General features: G+C 74.9%; 12 protein-coding genes and 1 pseudogene. 7 read left to right on the forward strand and 6 right to left on the reverse strand.

The features are described 5' to 3' along the window. Positions 1 to 214: 214 nt before the first annotated feature. Both ACFV4N_RS29875 and ACFV4N_RS29880 read left to right on the forward strand, forming a co-directional pair. Positions 215 to 628 (forward strand): annotated as a pseudogene (locus ACFV4N_RS29875) (discoidin domain-containing protein); the annotation flags it as partial. A 50-nt stretch (positions 629 to 678) separates the two neighbouring features. Further along, complete coding sequence (locus ACFV4N_RS29880) at positions 679 to 3,276, forward strand: glycoside hydrolase family 3 C-terminal domain-containing protein (RefSeq protein WP_499675956.1); 2,598 nt, start codon at positions 679 to 681, stop codon at positions 3,274 to 3,276. 90 nt (positions 3,277 to 3,366) lie between these two features. Here ACFV4N_RS29880 and ACFV4N_RS29885 read toward each other — a convergent pair whose 3' ends face one another. Together ACFV4N_RS29885 and ACFV4N_RS29890 are read right to left on the reverse strand one after the other, a co-directional pair. After that, positions 3,367 to 5,688: a tetratricopeptide repeat protein gene (locus ACFV4N_RS29885; protein ID WP_499675957.1), complete on the reverse strand. Its 2,322-nt coding sequence runs from the start codon at positions 5,686 to 5,688 to the stop codon at positions 3,367 to 3,369. A gap of 100 nt (positions 5,689 to 5,788) precedes the next feature. Beyond that, complete coding sequence (locus ACFV4N_RS29890) at positions 5,789 to 6,775, reverse strand: carbon-nitrogen hydrolase family protein (protein WP_499675958.1); 987 nt, start codon at positions 6,773 to 6,775, stop codon at positions 5,789 to 5,791. A gap of 236 nt (positions 6,776 to 7,011) precedes the next feature. On the opposite strand from ACFV4N_RS29890, the gene ACFV4N_RS29895 reads away from it, so the two are divergent. Together ACFV4N_RS29895 and ACFV4N_RS29900 are read left to right on the forward strand one after the other, a co-directional pair. Then, positions 7,012 to 7,968 carry a DUF1152 domain-containing protein gene (locus tag ACFV4N_RS29895; RefSeq protein ID WP_499675959.1) on the forward strand — a complete coding sequence of 319 codons (957 nt, stop codon included), beginning with the start codon at positions 7,012 to 7,014 and terminating at the stop codon, positions 7,966 to 7,968. 41 nt (positions 7,969 to 8,009) lie between these two features. Further along, positions 8,010 to 9,212, forward strand: a complete 1,203-nt coding sequence (locus ACFV4N_RS29900; RefSeq protein ID WP_499675960.1) for a cytochrome P450 family protein — start codon at positions 8,010 to 8,012, stop codon at positions 9,210 to 9,212. A gap of 125 nt (positions 9,213 to 9,337) precedes the next feature. On the opposite strand, the gene ACFV4N_RS29905 is transcribed toward ACFV4N_RS29900, so the two are convergent. After that, positions 9,338 to 9,946 (reverse strand): hypothetical protein, encoded by a 609-nt coding sequence (locus tag ACFV4N_RS29905; protein WP_499675961.1) that lies wholly within the window; start codon positions 9,944 to 9,946, stop codon positions 9,338 to 9,340. 181 nt (positions 9,947 to 10,127) lie between these two features. Here ACFV4N_RS29905 and ACFV4N_RS29910 point away from each other — a divergent pair, with 181 nt between their 5' ends. Next, complete coding sequence (locus tag ACFV4N_RS29910; RefSeq protein ID WP_499675962.1) at positions 10,128 to 11,054, forward strand: LysR family transcriptional regulator; 927 nt, start codon at positions 10,128 to 10,130, stop codon at positions 11,052 to 11,054. A 16-nt stretch (positions 11,055 to 11,070) separates the two neighbouring features. On the opposite strand, the gene ACFV4N_RS29915 is transcribed toward ACFV4N_RS29910, so the two are convergent. Next, the gene (locus ACFV4N_RS29915; protein ID WP_499675963.1) at positions 11,071 to 11,436 is read right to left on the reverse strand and encodes a DoxX family protein; all 366 of its coding nucleotides are present in this window, start codon (positions 11,434 to 11,436) and stop codon (positions 11,071 to 11,073) included. Between the two features lie 121 nt (positions 11,437 to 11,557). On the opposite strand from ACFV4N_RS29915, the gene ACFV4N_RS29920 reads away from it, so the two are divergent. Then, positions 11,558 to 11,935 carry a winged helix-turn-helix transcriptional regulator gene (locus ACFV4N_RS29920; protein ID WP_499675964.1) on the forward strand — a complete coding sequence of 126 codons (378 nt, stop codon included), beginning with the start codon at positions 11,558 to 11,560 and terminating at the stop codon, positions 11,933 to 11,935. A 144-nt stretch (positions 11,936 to 12,079) separates the two neighbouring features. Here the strand turns inward: ACFV4N_RS29920 and ACFV4N_RS29925 are convergent, their stop codons facing one another. Next, positions 12,080 to 12,724: a class I SAM-dependent DNA methyltransferase gene (locus tag ACFV4N_RS29925; RefSeq protein ID WP_499675965.1), complete on the reverse strand. Its 645-nt coding sequence runs from the start codon at positions 12,722 to 12,724 to the stop codon at positions 12,080 to 12,082. 35 nt (positions 12,725 to 12,759) lie between these two features. Further along, positions 12,760 to 13,326, reverse strand: a complete 567-nt coding sequence (locus ACFV4N_RS29930) for a TetR family transcriptional regulator (protein ID WP_499675966.1) — start codon at positions 13,324 to 13,326, stop codon at positions 12,760 to 12,762. A gap of 108 nt (positions 13,327 to 13,434) precedes the next feature. Between ACFV4N_RS29930 and ACFV4N_RS29935 the strand changes: the two genes are divergently transcribed. Next, the coding region (locus ACFV4N_RS29935; RefSeq protein ID WP_499675967.1) for an NAD-dependent epimerase/dehydratase family protein at positions 13,435 to 14,135 on the forward strand (701 nt) is incomplete at its 3' end.

The raw sequence follows: 14,135 nt of genomic DNA on the forward strand, positions 1-14,135 counted from the left end.
CTGCTGCGGTCGCGTGCGGTCGGGAGCTGTCGTGCGTGCCCCGCGCACCGGCCCGGGCCGGGACGGCGGCGGCCCGGGGTCGAGAACCGGTCCCCGAATCCCTTGACTCCACCGGCCAGGTGAAGTTCTCTCGTGGGAGAGCGCTCTCCCATCGTGTCCCCGCCCCTCCACCGCGGTCACCCCCGCGGTGCGCACGCCCCTGCCTGGAGTCGCCATGCCCGCTGCGCCCACCCGGCAACGCCGCCGGGTCCTGCCCCTGCTCGCCGTGGTCGCCGCGCTCGTCGCCGGACAGCTCGCCGCCACCCGCGCCGACGCCCAGAGCGCCCTGCTCTCGCAGGGCCGGCCGACCACCGCCTCCTCCACCGAGAACGCCGGCACGCCCGCGTCCGCCGCCACCGACGGCAGCACCACCACCCGCTGGGCCAGCGCGTTCAGCGACCCCCAGTGGCTCCAGGTCGACCTGGGCGCCACCGCCGCGATCGACCGGGTCTCCCTGGTGTGGGAAGTCGCCCACGCCACCGCGTTCCAGGTCCAGACCTCCGCCGACGGCGCCACGTGGAGCACCGTCCACACCACCACCAACGGCACCGGCGGCACGCAGCACCTCGCCGTCTCCGGTTCCGGCCGCTACGTGCGGGTGCTCGGCACCGCCCGCGCGACCGGCTACGGCTACTCGCTGTGGGAGTTCCAGGTCTACGGCACCCCGGGCGGACCGCCGCCCCGGCGACGCCGATCTCCCAGTACAAGCAGGTCGCCGCCTCCAGCTGGGAGGGCGGCAACGCGCCCGCCGCCGCCCTCGACGGCCGCGCGAACTCCCGCTGGTCCAGCCAGTTCGCCGACGACCAGTGGATCCGGGTCGACTTCGGCGGCGTCGCCTCGGTCAACCAGGTCGTGCTCACCTGGGAGGGCGCCTACGCCCGCGGCTACCGGATCGAGCTGTCGAACGACGCGACCACGTGGACGCAGGTCTACGCCACCACGACCGGCGCGGGCGGCGTGGAACGCCTGGCCGTCTCCGGTTCCGGCCGCTACCTGAGGCTGTTCGCCACCGCCCGCGCCACCGGCTACGGCGTGTCGCTGTGGGAGCTCCAGGTCTTCGGCACCGTCGACTCCTCGGCCACGACCCCGCCGATGCTGTCGCCGCCCACCAGGGCCCCGGCGAACACCGGCCGCTTCGCCCTGAGCGCGCCCGCCGACAACGCGATGGTCACCGCCACCCGCCGACCGGCGTTCTCGTGGGCGGCGTCGCCCGGCGCGGTCCGCTACCAGGTGTGGCTCAACCTCAGCCGCGCCGACTACGACTTCACCGCGTCCGGGAACCTGCTCGACCTCTACACGAAGGTCGCCGAGACCACCGCCACCACCTACACGCCCACGTGGGACATCGCCGACCGCTGGACCTACCGGTGGTTCGTCGTCGCGGTGGACGGCGCGGGCGCGACCAGCGCGTCCACCATCCGCACGTTCAGCCTGTACCGACCGACGCTGTCCACTGTGGACGACGGGATCCGGGTCGTGAACGGCAGCCGCGACCTCAACCGGAACGGCGCGATCGAGCCGTACGAGGACTGGCGGCAGCCCGTGGAGGCCCGGGTGACCGACCTGATGGGCCGCATGACCGTAGAGGAGAAGGCGTACCAGCTGTTCTACAACGCGCAGGCGTTCCCGCGGTCGGGGTGGCACTTCGGACCCGCCGAGGCGCAGGACCTGCACAACGCCCTGCTCGCCTCGTCCGGCACCCGCCTGGGCATCCCGTTCGTGTCGGCGGGCGACACCATCGCCGGGTACAAGACGACCTACCCGTTGCAGAGCGCGCTGGCGGCGGCGAAGAACTACCCGCTGGCGCACAAGCTGGGCGACGTGCAGCGGCGCGAGCAGTTGGAGGTCGGCACGCGCGGCGTCCTCGGGCCGCTCGCCGAGGTCGGCACGAAGGTGCTGTACCCGCGCATCCAGGAGGGCAACGGCGAGAGCGCCGACGTCGCCTCGGCGCAGGTCCGGGCGCTGGTCACGGGGTTGCAGGGCGGGCCGGAGCTGAACCCGGCGTCCGTGCTGGCCACGGTGAAGCACTGGCCGGGCGAGGGCGCGGGCGGCGAGGCGGTCATCGTGTTCGACGAGGTGACGGTCAAGTACCACACCGCGCCGTTCCGGGCCGCGATGGAGGCCGGCGCGGTGAACATCATGCCGGGCTACGCGGGCAGCACCCTGCTCGACCCGGGCGGCCCCGGCGCGGGCGACAGCGCCAAGATCCTGGCCTACCTGCGGCAGAACCTCGGGTACACGGGCCTGATCACCACCGACTGGCTGCCCTCGGGGAGCTGGATCGGCGCGGCCAACGCCGGGTCGGACGTGATGGGCGGCGCGGACCCGGGCGCGACGGGCTTCAGCATGGCGCAGTTCACCGCGTCCGTCCCGGCGGCGCGCATCGACGACGCGGTGCGGCGCGTGCTGCGCATCAAGTTCAAGCTCGGCGTCTTCGAGAACCCTTACGGCGACCCGGTCAACGGGCCGTACCGGTTCCACAAGCCGGAGTACGCGGCGCTGGCCAACCAGGCGTCGCGGGAGGCCATGACGCTGCTGCGGAACAACGGCGTGCTGCCGCTGCGGCTCAACCGCGGTGACAACATCGTGGTGGCGGGCCCGCGCGCGGACGACACGGCCGCGTGCTGCATCTGGACCAGCTTCTTCCACCAGGAGTACGGCTCGCGGACGATGTACCAGGCGATCCGCGACCGCGCCGCCGAAGTCGGGGTGAACGTCCACAAGGACACCGGTCCGTCGCCGAAGCTGGCGGTGGTCGCGGTCGGCGAGGCGTCTTACACGCACGCCACGAACTGGGTGAAGGAGCAGCCGTACCTGCCGCCGGACCAGTTGGCGCTCATCCGGGACTTCAAGAGCCGCGGCATCCCGGTCGTGGTCGCCCTGGTGCTGCCCCGGCCGTACGTCATCACCGAGTGGCACGAGCAGGTCGACGCGATCGTGGTCACCTACCGGGGCGGCGAGGAGATGGGCCCGGCGCTGGCGTCGCTGCTGTTCGGCGACTACGCGCCGAGCGGGAAGCTGCCGTGGCAGTTGCCGAGGGCGCTGTCGGACGTGCTGCGGCCCGGCGGCACGGACGTGCCCGCGGACGCCGTGGAGGCGTGGGACGTGCCGTACGACCTGGGCGCCACGGCGGCCCAGCGGGCGGAGATCAAGGCCAGGATCAACGCGGGCCAACCCGTGCCGACCGACTACGGCAACCCGCTGTACCCGTACGGGGCCGGGCGGACCGGCTGGTGAACCCGGTGGCGGCCCCGTCCCGGCGGGGCCGCCACCGGCGCGCCGTGGTCGTCGGGTGCCGGCGTCGGGTGCCGGCGTCGGGTGCCGTCGTCAGGTGCGGGGGTCGGCTCCGCGCCAGTGGGCCAGGTTGGCACGGGTGACGCGCGTGTTCGGGTGCTCCGGTCCCAGGACCCGCAGGTGGTCGGCCAGCAGCGCCTCCAGCTCGGCGACCGCGCCGCCGACGTCGCCCGTCCGGCCCAGCCAGTGGGCGAGGTTGCCGCGGGCGATGAAGGTGTCGGGGTGGTCCGGGCCCACCACCCGGTCGAAGTCGGCCACCAGCGCCCGGTAGCCGATGACCGCGCCGGCCGCGTCACCCGCTTCGCCCTGCCGGAGCGCGAGGTTGCCGCGCGTGACGAGGGTTTCGGGGTGGTCGGGCCCCATCACGCGCCGCTGGTCGGCCAGCAGCGCGCCCAGCTCGGCGACCGCGCCGCCGGTGTCACCCGCCTCGCCCCGCCAGTGGGCGAGGTTGTTGCGGGTGACGAGGGTGTGCGGGTGGTCCGGGCCCAGCACGCGCAGGCGGTCGGTCAGCAGGGTCCCGAACCCGGCGACCGCGCCGGCCACGTCACCGGCCTGCCCGCGCAGGTCGGCGAGGTTGTTGCGGGTCCCGAAGGTGTCGGGGTGGTCCGGGCCCAGCACGCGCAGGTGGTCGGCGAGCAGCACCTCCAGCTCGGCGACCGCGCCGGGGGCGTCACCCGCCGTGCCCCGCCAGTGGGCGAGGTTGTTGCGGGTGACCAGGGTGTCGGGGTGGTCGCGGCCCAGCACGCGGAGGCAGTCGGCCAACAGCGCCCGGTAGTCGCCCAGGGCGCCGGCCACGTCGCCGCCCTGCCCTCGCCAGGACGCGAGGTTGTGGCGGACGACGAGGGTGTCCGGGTGGTCGGGACCGAGGTGGGCGAGGGCCTGGCGGTGGAGGTCGCGGAAGTAGGCGACCACCGCGGTGACCTGGCCGCTCTCGCCGAGCGACCGCCCGGCCAGGAGCAGCAGCTCGTGGGCCTGCCCGTGCCAGAGCGCCGGGGTGGTGCGGGCGTGCAGGACCTCCGCGGCCGAGCGCAGCGCCTGGGCCGTGTCCGGGCTGGTGGTGTCGATGTCGGGCCAGATCGAGAGCAGCGCGTCGGCGGCGGTGTGCGCCAGCCGGTGGAGGCGGTCGGGCGCGAGGGTGTCGCGGACGGCGCGCTGGACCAGGGCGTGCGCGGTGACGGTCCGGGAGGCGTGGGTGGGGTCGAGGTCGATCAGGTGCAGGCGGTGCAGGCACGCGAGGGCGTCCTCCACCGTGCCGTCGTCGACCTCGCGGCCGGTGCTTTCGGCCAGGTGCGCGAGCACGGGCGGGCTGGTGAACAGCGCGCGCGGCGTGCCGTGGGGGTCGAGCAGGCTCACCAGCTCCAGCAGCGGCCGGGCCAGACCGGCGGGCGGGAGCCGGTCGGCGAACTCGACGGACAGCGACCACGTCGCGGCCACGGTGGCCTGGTGCTCGTCGGGCAGCTCCGCGGCCGTGGGCATGACCTCGGCCAGCGTGCGCCGCCGGTCGGACAGCCTGCGGCGGTACTCCCGGACGGTCAGCAGGGGCCGGTCGGCGATGAACGCCGCGGCCTGGGCCAGGGCCAGCGGCAGGAGGCCCAGGTCCCCGGCCAGCGCCCGCACCTGCTCCTCACCCGCCTCGGCCACGACCTCGCCGGGCAGGGCCCGCGCCAGGTAGCGCGCCGCCTCCTGCTCGGTGTAGACCTCCAGCCCGATCACGCCGCGCCCGCGCGCGAGGACCACGTCACGGCGGCGGGTGGTCACGACCGTCCGGCCCAGGTGGTGGCGCGGCGGCCACAGGTCGCGGAGGTCGTCCGGCTCCTGGACGTCGTCGAGCACCACCAGCCAGCGGCGCCCGGTCGTCGCCAGCCAGCACCGCAGCGCCCGCGCCGCCTGCTCCGGCGTCCGCCGCGCGATGTGCGGGTCGTCCTCGCACAGCACCTTGCGCGCCGCGTCGGCGTACGCGGTCAGCACGCCGTCCCGGGTCAGCGCCGAGGCCCACACCGCCAACCCCACCGAGGGGTCCTGCCACACCGACCACGCGTGGCGCGCGGCGACCTGGGACTTGCCCACCCCGCCCAGGCCCACCAGCGCCACCGCGCCGGTCGCCAGCGCGTCCTCGAACGCCAACCGGACGCCTCGCGGCTGGTGCGGCTCGGCGAGCTGCGGCGGAACGCCCGCCCGCACCGGCCACACCACCCGGGAGGGCGCGCCGGCCACCGGGCCGACGACCGTCACGTCCCGCCCGGCCTGGAACAGGACCGCCGACCCGGAGGCGACGCCGACCTGGTGATCACCGCGGTCCCCGCCCAACGCCACCGCCCATCCGCCCGACACCGGCACGTGAACCCGACCCGTCACCGGACACCAGAACCGACATCCGTGCCGGGTTCAACGCACTATTGCGGCCGCCGGCGCGTCCCCGCGGGGTCTCGGCGGCCCGGCTCCGGAACGCGGGTCGTCAGAACGCGCGCAGGTCGTCGCTCCTGCGGTCGTCCTGGACGAAGCGCGGTTCGTAGATGCCCGAGCGGGCCTCCCGCCGCCACTGCCGGGCCCGGTTACCGGGGTCGCGGTCCAGGTCGGCCACCGCGACGGCGGGCCGGCCCTCGGGGCAGCGGGCGACCCACCGGCCCTCCGGGGAGAGCACGCCCGACGGCACGCCGGACGCGGGTCCCGCGTAGCCGACCCAGTAGCCGTTGGCAGCCGCGTGCCCCCGCGCCTCGGCGGCGAAGACCCCGTCGTCGGTCGGCGTGCCCGGCCCCGCCGTGGAGAACAGGACGCAGTCGACGTCGAGCCGTTCGAGCTCCAGGAACAGCTCCGGGTAGTGGACCTCCATCCCGAGCAGCAGCCCGAACCGCAGGCCGCCCACGTCGAAGGTCACCGGCCGCGACCCGGGCGCGTACATGTGGGTCACCTTGGTGCTCGACAGCGCCCGCTCGTCGTACCGCGTGACGAGCCGCCCCCGGTCGGAGATCGCGTACAGGCTGTTGTGCGGCCGGTTCGGCGGCGTCAGGCGGTGCGGCGAACCCAGGACGGTCCAGAGCCGGAGTTCCCGGGCCAGCGCCGCGATCGCCGCCAGCTCCTGCCGCAGCACGTCCCACGCGAACCGCCCCCAGTCCGCCGGACCGACCACGTCCGGGCCGGTGGAGGACAGGACGTGCTTGTCGGGGGAGCAGGTCGCGCCCTCGGGGAAGTGCACGAGCGCCGCGCCCGCCGCGTGCGCCTCGCGCATCAGCCGGCGCACGTCGTTCCCGCTGTCCCGCACCCCGTCGGCGCTGGGGTCGCCGCGCAGCGCGGTCTGCGCCACGGCCAGCCGCACGCGCCCGGCGCCCGGCGCGAGGTCCTCCGCCGGAGCCGGCCGGAAGTGCGCGAGCGCGGTCGTGTAGGACTGGCCGGTCTTGGCCGCGCGGGCGCGAACCCTGCGCTTGAAGTTCCTGTTCGTCGTCATGGGGCCCTCCCGCTGCTCGGGCGGCGTCCCCCGGCGACCACCACGCCCGAGACGGGCGGACAACGACAGCGACCCGAGACGGGAAGTCCCTTTGCCCCCGCGAGGACCGCGCCGGGGTCGGCCGGTGGGGGTTGGGCGTGGGCCACGCCGGGACCGACGTTAGACGTCGCGGTGTCGTCGGGTCAACGCTTCGCCGGAGCGGAGGGGAGGACCGCGACCCGCCTATGATCGTCGGGGTGTTCTCACTGGCACGGCCCCCGCTGTTCGACCGGTTGGCCCCCGCGTCGAGCGTGCTGGTCGCCGGGGCCGGCGGCGGGTTCGACGTGTACGCGGGCCTGCCGCTGGTGTTCGCGTTGCGGGGCCTGGGCAAGCGGGTCCACCTCGCGAACCTGTCGTTCAGCGACCTGGACCGGCTCGACCTGGACGACTGGGTCGCGCCCGACGTGGCCGCGGTCGGGCCGGGCAGCGCGGGCGGCGAGGAGTACTTCCCCGAACGGGTGCTGGCGCGGTGGTTGGCGGGCCGCGGCCTGCCCTCGACGGTGCACGCCTTCCCCCGCACCGGGGTGCGGCCGCTGACCGACGCCTACCGGGCGCTGGTGGACCTGCTGGGCGTGGACGCGGTCGTGCTGGTCGACGGCGGCACCGACATCCTGATGCGCGGGGACGAGGAGGGCATCGGCACCCCGGAGGAGGACATGACCAGCCTGGCCGCGGTGGCCGCCCTCGACGGCGTCGACCGGCTGGTGGTGTGCCTGGGTTTCGGGGTCGACGCCCACCACGGCGTGTGCCACGCGCACGTGCTGGAGAACCTGGCGGCGCTGGACCGGGCGGGCGGTTACCTGGGCGCGCTGTCGATCCCCTCGTCCTCGCCGGAGGCGCGGGCCTACGTGGAGGCGGTCGCGCACGCCCAGGAAGCCACCCCGCGGCGCCCGAGCATCGTCAACGGCCAGATCGCGGCGGCGCTCCGCGGCGAGTTCGGCGACGTGCGGTTCACCACCCGCACCGCGGGCGGCGAACTGTTCGTCAACCCGCTGATGGCCACGTACTTTGCGGTCGACCTGCTCGCCCTGGCCCGCGCGGTGGGCTACCTGGGCGCGATCGGGGACACCGCGACCGCCGTCGAGGTGGCGCTGGCGATCGAGGCCCACCGCGCCGGGGCCGCCCTCCGGCCGCGCCGGGCCTACCCGCACTGAGACCGCTTCCCGCGCCTCGCGGCGAACGGCATCATCACGGGATGACCGACGCGCTCTTCGGCCCCGACTACCTCCGCGACCCCCACCCCGCGCTGCGGGCGTTGCGGGAGCAGGGCCCCGTGCACCGGGCCGTGCTGCCGAACAAGCTCCCGGTGTGGGTGGTGGTCGGTCACGAAGCGGCCAGGGCGGTGCTGGCCGACGAGCGCGTCGCCAAGGACCACCGCCGCCTCGGGGAGATCATGTCCGCGAAGCTGGAGGCCGCCGGCGGCGAGCCGCGGCTGTCGGCGCTGTACCGGGGCAACATGCTGCTGACGGACCCTCCCGACCACACCCGGCTGAGGGGGTTGCTGGCCAAGGACTTCACCTCGCGCCGGGTCGAGCGGTTGCGCCCCCGGGTCGAGCGGCTCACCGCCGAACTGCTCGACGCGATGCCCGCCCACCGCGAGGTCGACCTGGTCGAGCACTTCGCGTTCCCGCTGCCCATGACGGTGATCTGCGAGCTGCTGGGCATCCCCGAGGACGGTCGCGCGCGGATGAGGACGTGGTCGCAGCACCTGATGGGCGAGGCGGGGACGGCCGACATGCTCACCGCCTCCGAGGAGATCACCGCCTACCTGACCGCGCTGATCGCCGAGAAGCGCGCGCACCCCGGCGACGACCTGCTGTCGGCCCTGACCCGCGCGCGCGACGACGGCGACCGGCTCACCGAGGCCGAGCTGCTCGGCACCTGCCTGCTGCTGGTAGTGGCGGGCCACGAGACCACGGCGGGCCTGATCGGCTCCGCCGCCGAGTGGCTGCTCCGCGACGAGGCCACCCGAGCGCGCCTCGTCGCGGACCCGGACCTGATCCCCCGGGCGGTCGACGAACTCCTCCGCCTCACCAGCCCCGTGTCCCTGACCCCGCCGAGGTTCACGACCGCGCCGGTGCGGCTGGGCGACACCACCATCCCCGAGGGCGAGGTGGTCCTGGTCAGCCTCCCGTCGGCCAACCGCGACCCGGCCCGCTTCGCCGCGCCCGACACCTTCGACGCGGGCCGTGCGCACAGCCACCTCGCCTTCGGCCACGGCCTCCACTTCTGCATCGGCGCGCCCCTGGCCCGCCTGGAGGGCGAGATCGCCCTGCGCCACCTGCTGACCCGCTTCCCCCGCTACACCAGGGCGATTCCCGCCGACGACCTCCGACCCCGGCGCTCGCTGACGGTCACCGGCTGGCGCGCCCTCCCGGTGGTGCTCGACCCCGCTTGACCGCCGGATCCGCTTGACCGCCGAACCCGACGACCGGCGGGCCCTTGTCCCAGGCCCTTGTCCCAGGCCCGCCGGCCGGATCCCCGGCCGCCGCCCTGCACGACCGCCGGGAACCCCCTCGCCGGTCAGTTCAGGGCGACGACCCGCTGCGCGATCACGTCCACGCTCTCGGCCTGGAGCACCCCTCCGGCGGGCAAGGCCTGGTCGTGCGAGCAGTAGATGTCGACGAAGTCCGGTGCGGCCAGGGTGACCGAGGCGCTGATGGTCAGCGTCCGGTGCCAACCGCCCGCACCACCCCAGTCCTGGAGCTGCCCACCGAGGAACCCCCGGGTGCTCGCCTGCTGCGCGTAGCACCGGAATGAGGTGGGCGGGTCCAGGCTGTTCGCGATCAGGACGTCGGCGGTGATGACCCACGACCCGGCGGCCAGCCGCTTGGCGGTCGGCTGCGCGATGCCGGCGCCACGCGGCAACGGCGTAATCGCGCCCACGACCCACCGGGTCGCGGTGATCGCCGTGGCGTTCCACTCGATCCGGGTTTCCGTTGCGACACAGGCGCTCCCGGCCTGCGCGTCCACCACGCGCAGCGCACCGGCGCTGTTGTGGCAAGCGGTGATGACGCCGGTGGACGAGTGCGGGATGGAGGCCAGCGCCGTCGACGCGGTGGACGCCAGGACCGCGGTGGCGAGCACCGCGAGCAGCGCGCCGAGGCGTTTCCGCCAGGTCGGGTCTTCCATGGTGGTCCCTTCACCGGGGGCGCCCGGGTCGTTCCCGGGGCGGGAGGGCGGTGCGTCCCAGTGTCGGGCCCGCCCGATCCCACTGTCCAAGACGCAGCGACTATCAGCCGATAGGCCGTGACCATCCCCGGCCTCCTCCCACTACCGTTCGTCCAGGAGCGCATCCGCGAGGGGGATGGCCATGGTCGAGCTCCGTCACCTGCGCTATTTCCTGGCGGTCGTGGAGGAGAAGAGCTTCACCAGGGCGGCCCTCCGGCTGCACGTCAGCCAACCCACGCTCAGCCAGCAGATCCGCGCCCTGGAGCGGACCATCGGCCACCCGCTGTTCGACCGGCTGCCGGGCGGGCCCCGGCTGACCCCGGCCGGGCGCGTGCTGGTCGAGCCGGCCGGCCGGGCGATCATGATCGTCGCCGACGGCGTCCGCGCCGCGCGCGAGTCCGCCCGGCAGGCGACCGGCGACCTGCGGGTGGGCATGATCTACGCGGCGGCGGGCGCGCTGACCCAGTCGGCCCTGAACGCCTTCGCCGCGGCGTTCCCGGGCGTGCGCCTGCACTTCCGCGCGGAACTGCCGGTCGCCCGCGCCTACACCGCGCTGTCGCGGGACGAGGTGGACGTGGTGTTCACCAGGTTGCCGCTGGACCCCGCGCGGCACGCGTGGCACGTGCTGTACCGGGAGCGCCGGGTGGTGGTCGTGCACGAGGCGCACCCGCTGGCCGACGCCCGAACCGCATCCCTGGCCGACGTGCTGCCCCTGCCCATCCTGTCCGCCCGCCCCGCGCGGACGCCGCCGGAGGTGGCGGACCACTGGCTGCTCAACGACTTCCGCAACGGCGCGCCGCCCGCGCAGTACGTCACCGAGGCGTGGACCGTGCCGGAGATAGCGCAGACCCTCGTGCACAACCCCGGGGTGGTCGCGATGTGCTCGGAGATCGCCCGGAACCGCCCACCGATACCGGACGCGCCCCTGCGGTTCCTGGACCTGCCGGAGTCGGGCCTGAGCGAAGCCGTCGTCGCCCGCCGCGAGAGCGACCACCGACCGCACGTGAAGGCGTTGTGCGACCTGGCCGCCGCGGTCGCGCGGGGCCTGCCGGGGATCGCGCCGAGGTGACCACCGGCCCGGCGGCTCACCCCCGGGCGACGGCCAACCACGCGGCCACCGCGGCGGCGACCAGCAGGACGACGTTGAGCCAGGTCTGCCGGGCCTCGCCGCGGGACAGGTGGACGACGATGCCGCCGACCTGGACCAGCACGAGCCCGACCGCGGCGGCGACGGCGAGCGCGGGCGCGACCCCGGTCAGCGGGGGCAGGACGAGACCGAGGGCGCCGAGCACCTCCAGCACCCCGATGGCCCGCACCAGCGGCATGGGCACCCGGTCGACCCAGCCCATCATCGGCCGGAGCCGCTCCCGGTCCTGGACGACCTTCTTGCCGCCGGCGTAGAGGTAGAAGAGCGCCAGCAGCGCGGCGACGATCCAGTAGGCGACGTCCACGGTTCCCCCTTGTGACGCCGGTGACCGGGAATGGCCAACGGCATTGAGGGGCCTCATGATGCGTCACTGTCGAAGGGCTTACAAAAGGCACACGCGTGTGCCTTACGCACAGGGAGTTGTCATGCCGCAGCAGGAGCACACCTGCCTGATCCGGGGCGACGGCGGTCGCATGCTCCGGGCGATCCTCGACCGGATCTGCAACAAGTGGACGCTGTTGGTCGTGGCGACCCTCGACCAGGGCACGCTCCGCTTCGGCGACCTGCACGAGCAGGTCCCGGGCATCTCCCAGCGGATGCTGACGCTGACCCTGCGCAACCTGGAACGCGACGGGCTGGTGGCCCGGACCGCGCACGCCGAGGTGCCGCCGAGGGTGGAGTACGCGCTGACCCAGGAGGGCAGGAGCCTCATCCCGCCCGCGCTCGCCCTGGCGGGCTGGGCCGTGGAGCACGTGCCGCAGATCGAGGCCAGCCGGGCGGCGTACGAGAACCGCGCCGGCTGACCACGTCGTCGCGCGGGCTGGTCACGCCGGCTGGTCACGCCGGCTGATCACGTCACCGGGCCGGCTGAGCCCGCCGCACCTGCCGGCCACGCCGCCGCACCTGCCGACCACCACCGGCGCGGCGAGCCCACCCTCGTGCGCGGATCAGGGTTCGCGGCGCGCGCAGAGGAACGCCTGCGGCGCCTCCCCGACCGGGTCGAGCAGCAACTGGGCCTCGACCGCGAACCCGGCGTCGCGCAGCCAGGCCGCCACCCGCTCGGGCGGGCGGCGGTGCACGTTGACCTTCATCGGGTGGCCGCCGTACCCGCTGGTCTTCAACCGGGTCCCGTCGCCGACGTGGAACAGCAACTGCAACGGGCCGCCGGGGCGCAGGACCCGGTGGAAGTGCCCGAAGGCGGTCGGCACCCGCTCGTCGGGCACGTGGATCAGCGACTGCCAGGCGAGCACGCCCGCCACCGAGGCGTCGGGCAGGTCCAGCCCGGTCATGGAGCCCACCTCGAACCGCACGCCGGGGTGGTCGCGCCGGGCCTGGTCGACCATGCCGGGGGAGAGGTCGATGCCGAAGGCGTCCAGCCCGAGGCCGCGCAGGTGCGCGGTGACGTGCCCCGGACCGCAGCCGACGTCGGCCACCGGCCCGCCGCCCGCCTCCCGGACGTCGTCGGCGAACAGCGCCAGGGCCGCGCGCAGGTACCGGTGCCCGGCGAGGGAGCCGCGCACCAGGTCGGCGTAGTCGGCCGCGACCGCGTCGTACGAGGTTCGGGTGTCGGCCAACCACTCGTCCGCGTCCATGGTCGGCACGGTAGCCCGCGGCCGCTCCCGCGCCGTCACCTGCCCGCGGCCACGGCCCTCAGCTCGTCGAAGGACTCCCGGACGAGGCGCGGCAGGTCGTCCCGGTCGGTCTCGGTGAGCCACCGCTCGAACGCGACCTTGAACACGGCGATCCCCGCCTCCGCGGTCAGGTTCGCGGTCGGCCGGGGGACGCCGCGGGCGCGCAACGCGCCGGCGAGCGTCGAGGCGAGGGACGCGAGCTTGATCAGCTCGCGCTCCCGCAGCTCCGGGTTCGCGTCGATGACGGCCTGGCGCCGCCGCGACTGCTCGCGGCGTTCACCCAGGGTGGCGCCGGCGGCCTCCAGGGCGGCGGACACCGCCCCGATCGGCGTCACGTGGTCCGGCGCGTCGGCGACGGTGCGTTCGAGGAGCGCGTGCAGCTCGCCCGACCCGCCGAACAGGACCTCGCGCTTGTCGGCGAAGTGCCGGAAGAACGTCCGCTCGGTGAGCCCGGCCCGCTTGGCGATCTCCGCCACCGTGGTCTGCTCGAAGCCGCGCTCGCAGTACAGCTCCAGCGCGGCCCGTTCGAGCCGGCCGTGCGCGTTCGGCTCCCATCGACCCATGTCCGGAGCATAGTTGATGACAGTGGCTGACATCGCTGCTACGTTGATGTCATCCACTGTCATCAACTCGTCCCGCCCTCGTCGGGACGGCCTCACCTGGGGGTCCTCGTGCACGTCCTCGTCACCGGCGCGTCCGGCTGGATCGGCTCCGCCGTCGTCCCCGAGCTGATCGGCGCGGGCCACCGGGTCACCGGCCTGGCGCGCTCCGACACCTCGGCCGCCGCCCTCGCGGAGGCCGGGGCGCGGGTGCACCGCGGCACCCTCGACGACTTCGACGGCCTGGCCGCCGCGGCCGCCGAGTCGGACGGCGTGATCCACCTGGCGTTCAAGCACGACGTCGCGTTCTCCGGCGACTACCAGGGCGCGGTCGACGCGGACCGCCGCGTCATCGAGGTGCTCGGCGAGGCGCTGGCGGGCTCCGACCGGCCGCTCGTCATCGCCTCCGGGTTGCTCGGCGTCACCACCGGGCGGGTGGCGACGGAAGAGGACGGGCTCGACCCCGCCGAGTACCCGGGCGGCGCGCTCCAGGGCCGGTTGGCCACCACGCGCGTGACGGTCGACCTCGCGTCACGCGGCCTCCGGCCGTCCGTCGTGCGCCTCGCCCCGACCGTGCACGGCGACGGCGACAACGGCTTCATGGCCGCCCTCGTCGGCATCGCCCGCGCCAAGGGCGTCTCCGGCCACGTCGGCGACGGCGCCAACCGCTGGCCCGCCGTGCACCGGCTCGACGCCGCGCGCCTGTTCCGCCTGGCGCTGGAGGGGGCGCCGTCGGGGTCGGTGCTGCACGCGTCCGCCGAGGAGGGCGTGCC

The organism is Actinosynnema sp. NPDC059797, from assembly GCF_042732085.1.
Lineage (GTDB): Bacteria > Actinomycetota > Actinomycetes > Mycobacteriales > Pseudonocardiaceae > Actinosynnema.

Coding starts and splice junctions, on each gene's coding strand:
- ACFV4N_RS29910 (WP_499675962.1), top strand. CDS start 10,128: ATGGTCGAGCTCCGTCACCTGCGCTATTTCCTGGCGGTCGTGGAGGAG.
- ACFV4N_RS29890 (WP_499675958.1), bottom strand. CDS start 6,775: ATGACGACGAACAGGAACTTCAAGCGCAGGGTTCGCGCCCGCGCGGCC.
- ACFV4N_RS29900 (WP_499675960.1), top strand. CDS start 8,010: ATGACCGACGCGCTCTTCGGCCCCGACTACCTCCGCGACCCCCACCCC.
- ACFV4N_RS29930 (WP_499675966.1), bottom strand. CDS start 13,326: ATGGGTCGATGGGAGCCGAACGCGCACGGCCGGCTCGAACGGGCCGCG.
- ACFV4N_RS29920 (WP_499675964.1), top strand. CDS start 11,558: ATGCCGCAGCAGGAGCACACCTGCCTGATCCGGGGCGACGGCGGTCGC.
- ACFV4N_RS29905 (WP_499675961.1), bottom strand. CDS start 9,946: ATGGAAGACCCGACCTGGCGGAAACGCCTCGGCGCGCTGCTCGCGGTG.
- ACFV4N_RS29925 (WP_499675965.1), bottom strand. CDS start 12,724: ATGGACGCGGACGAGTGGTTGGCCGACACCCGAACCTCGTACGACGCG.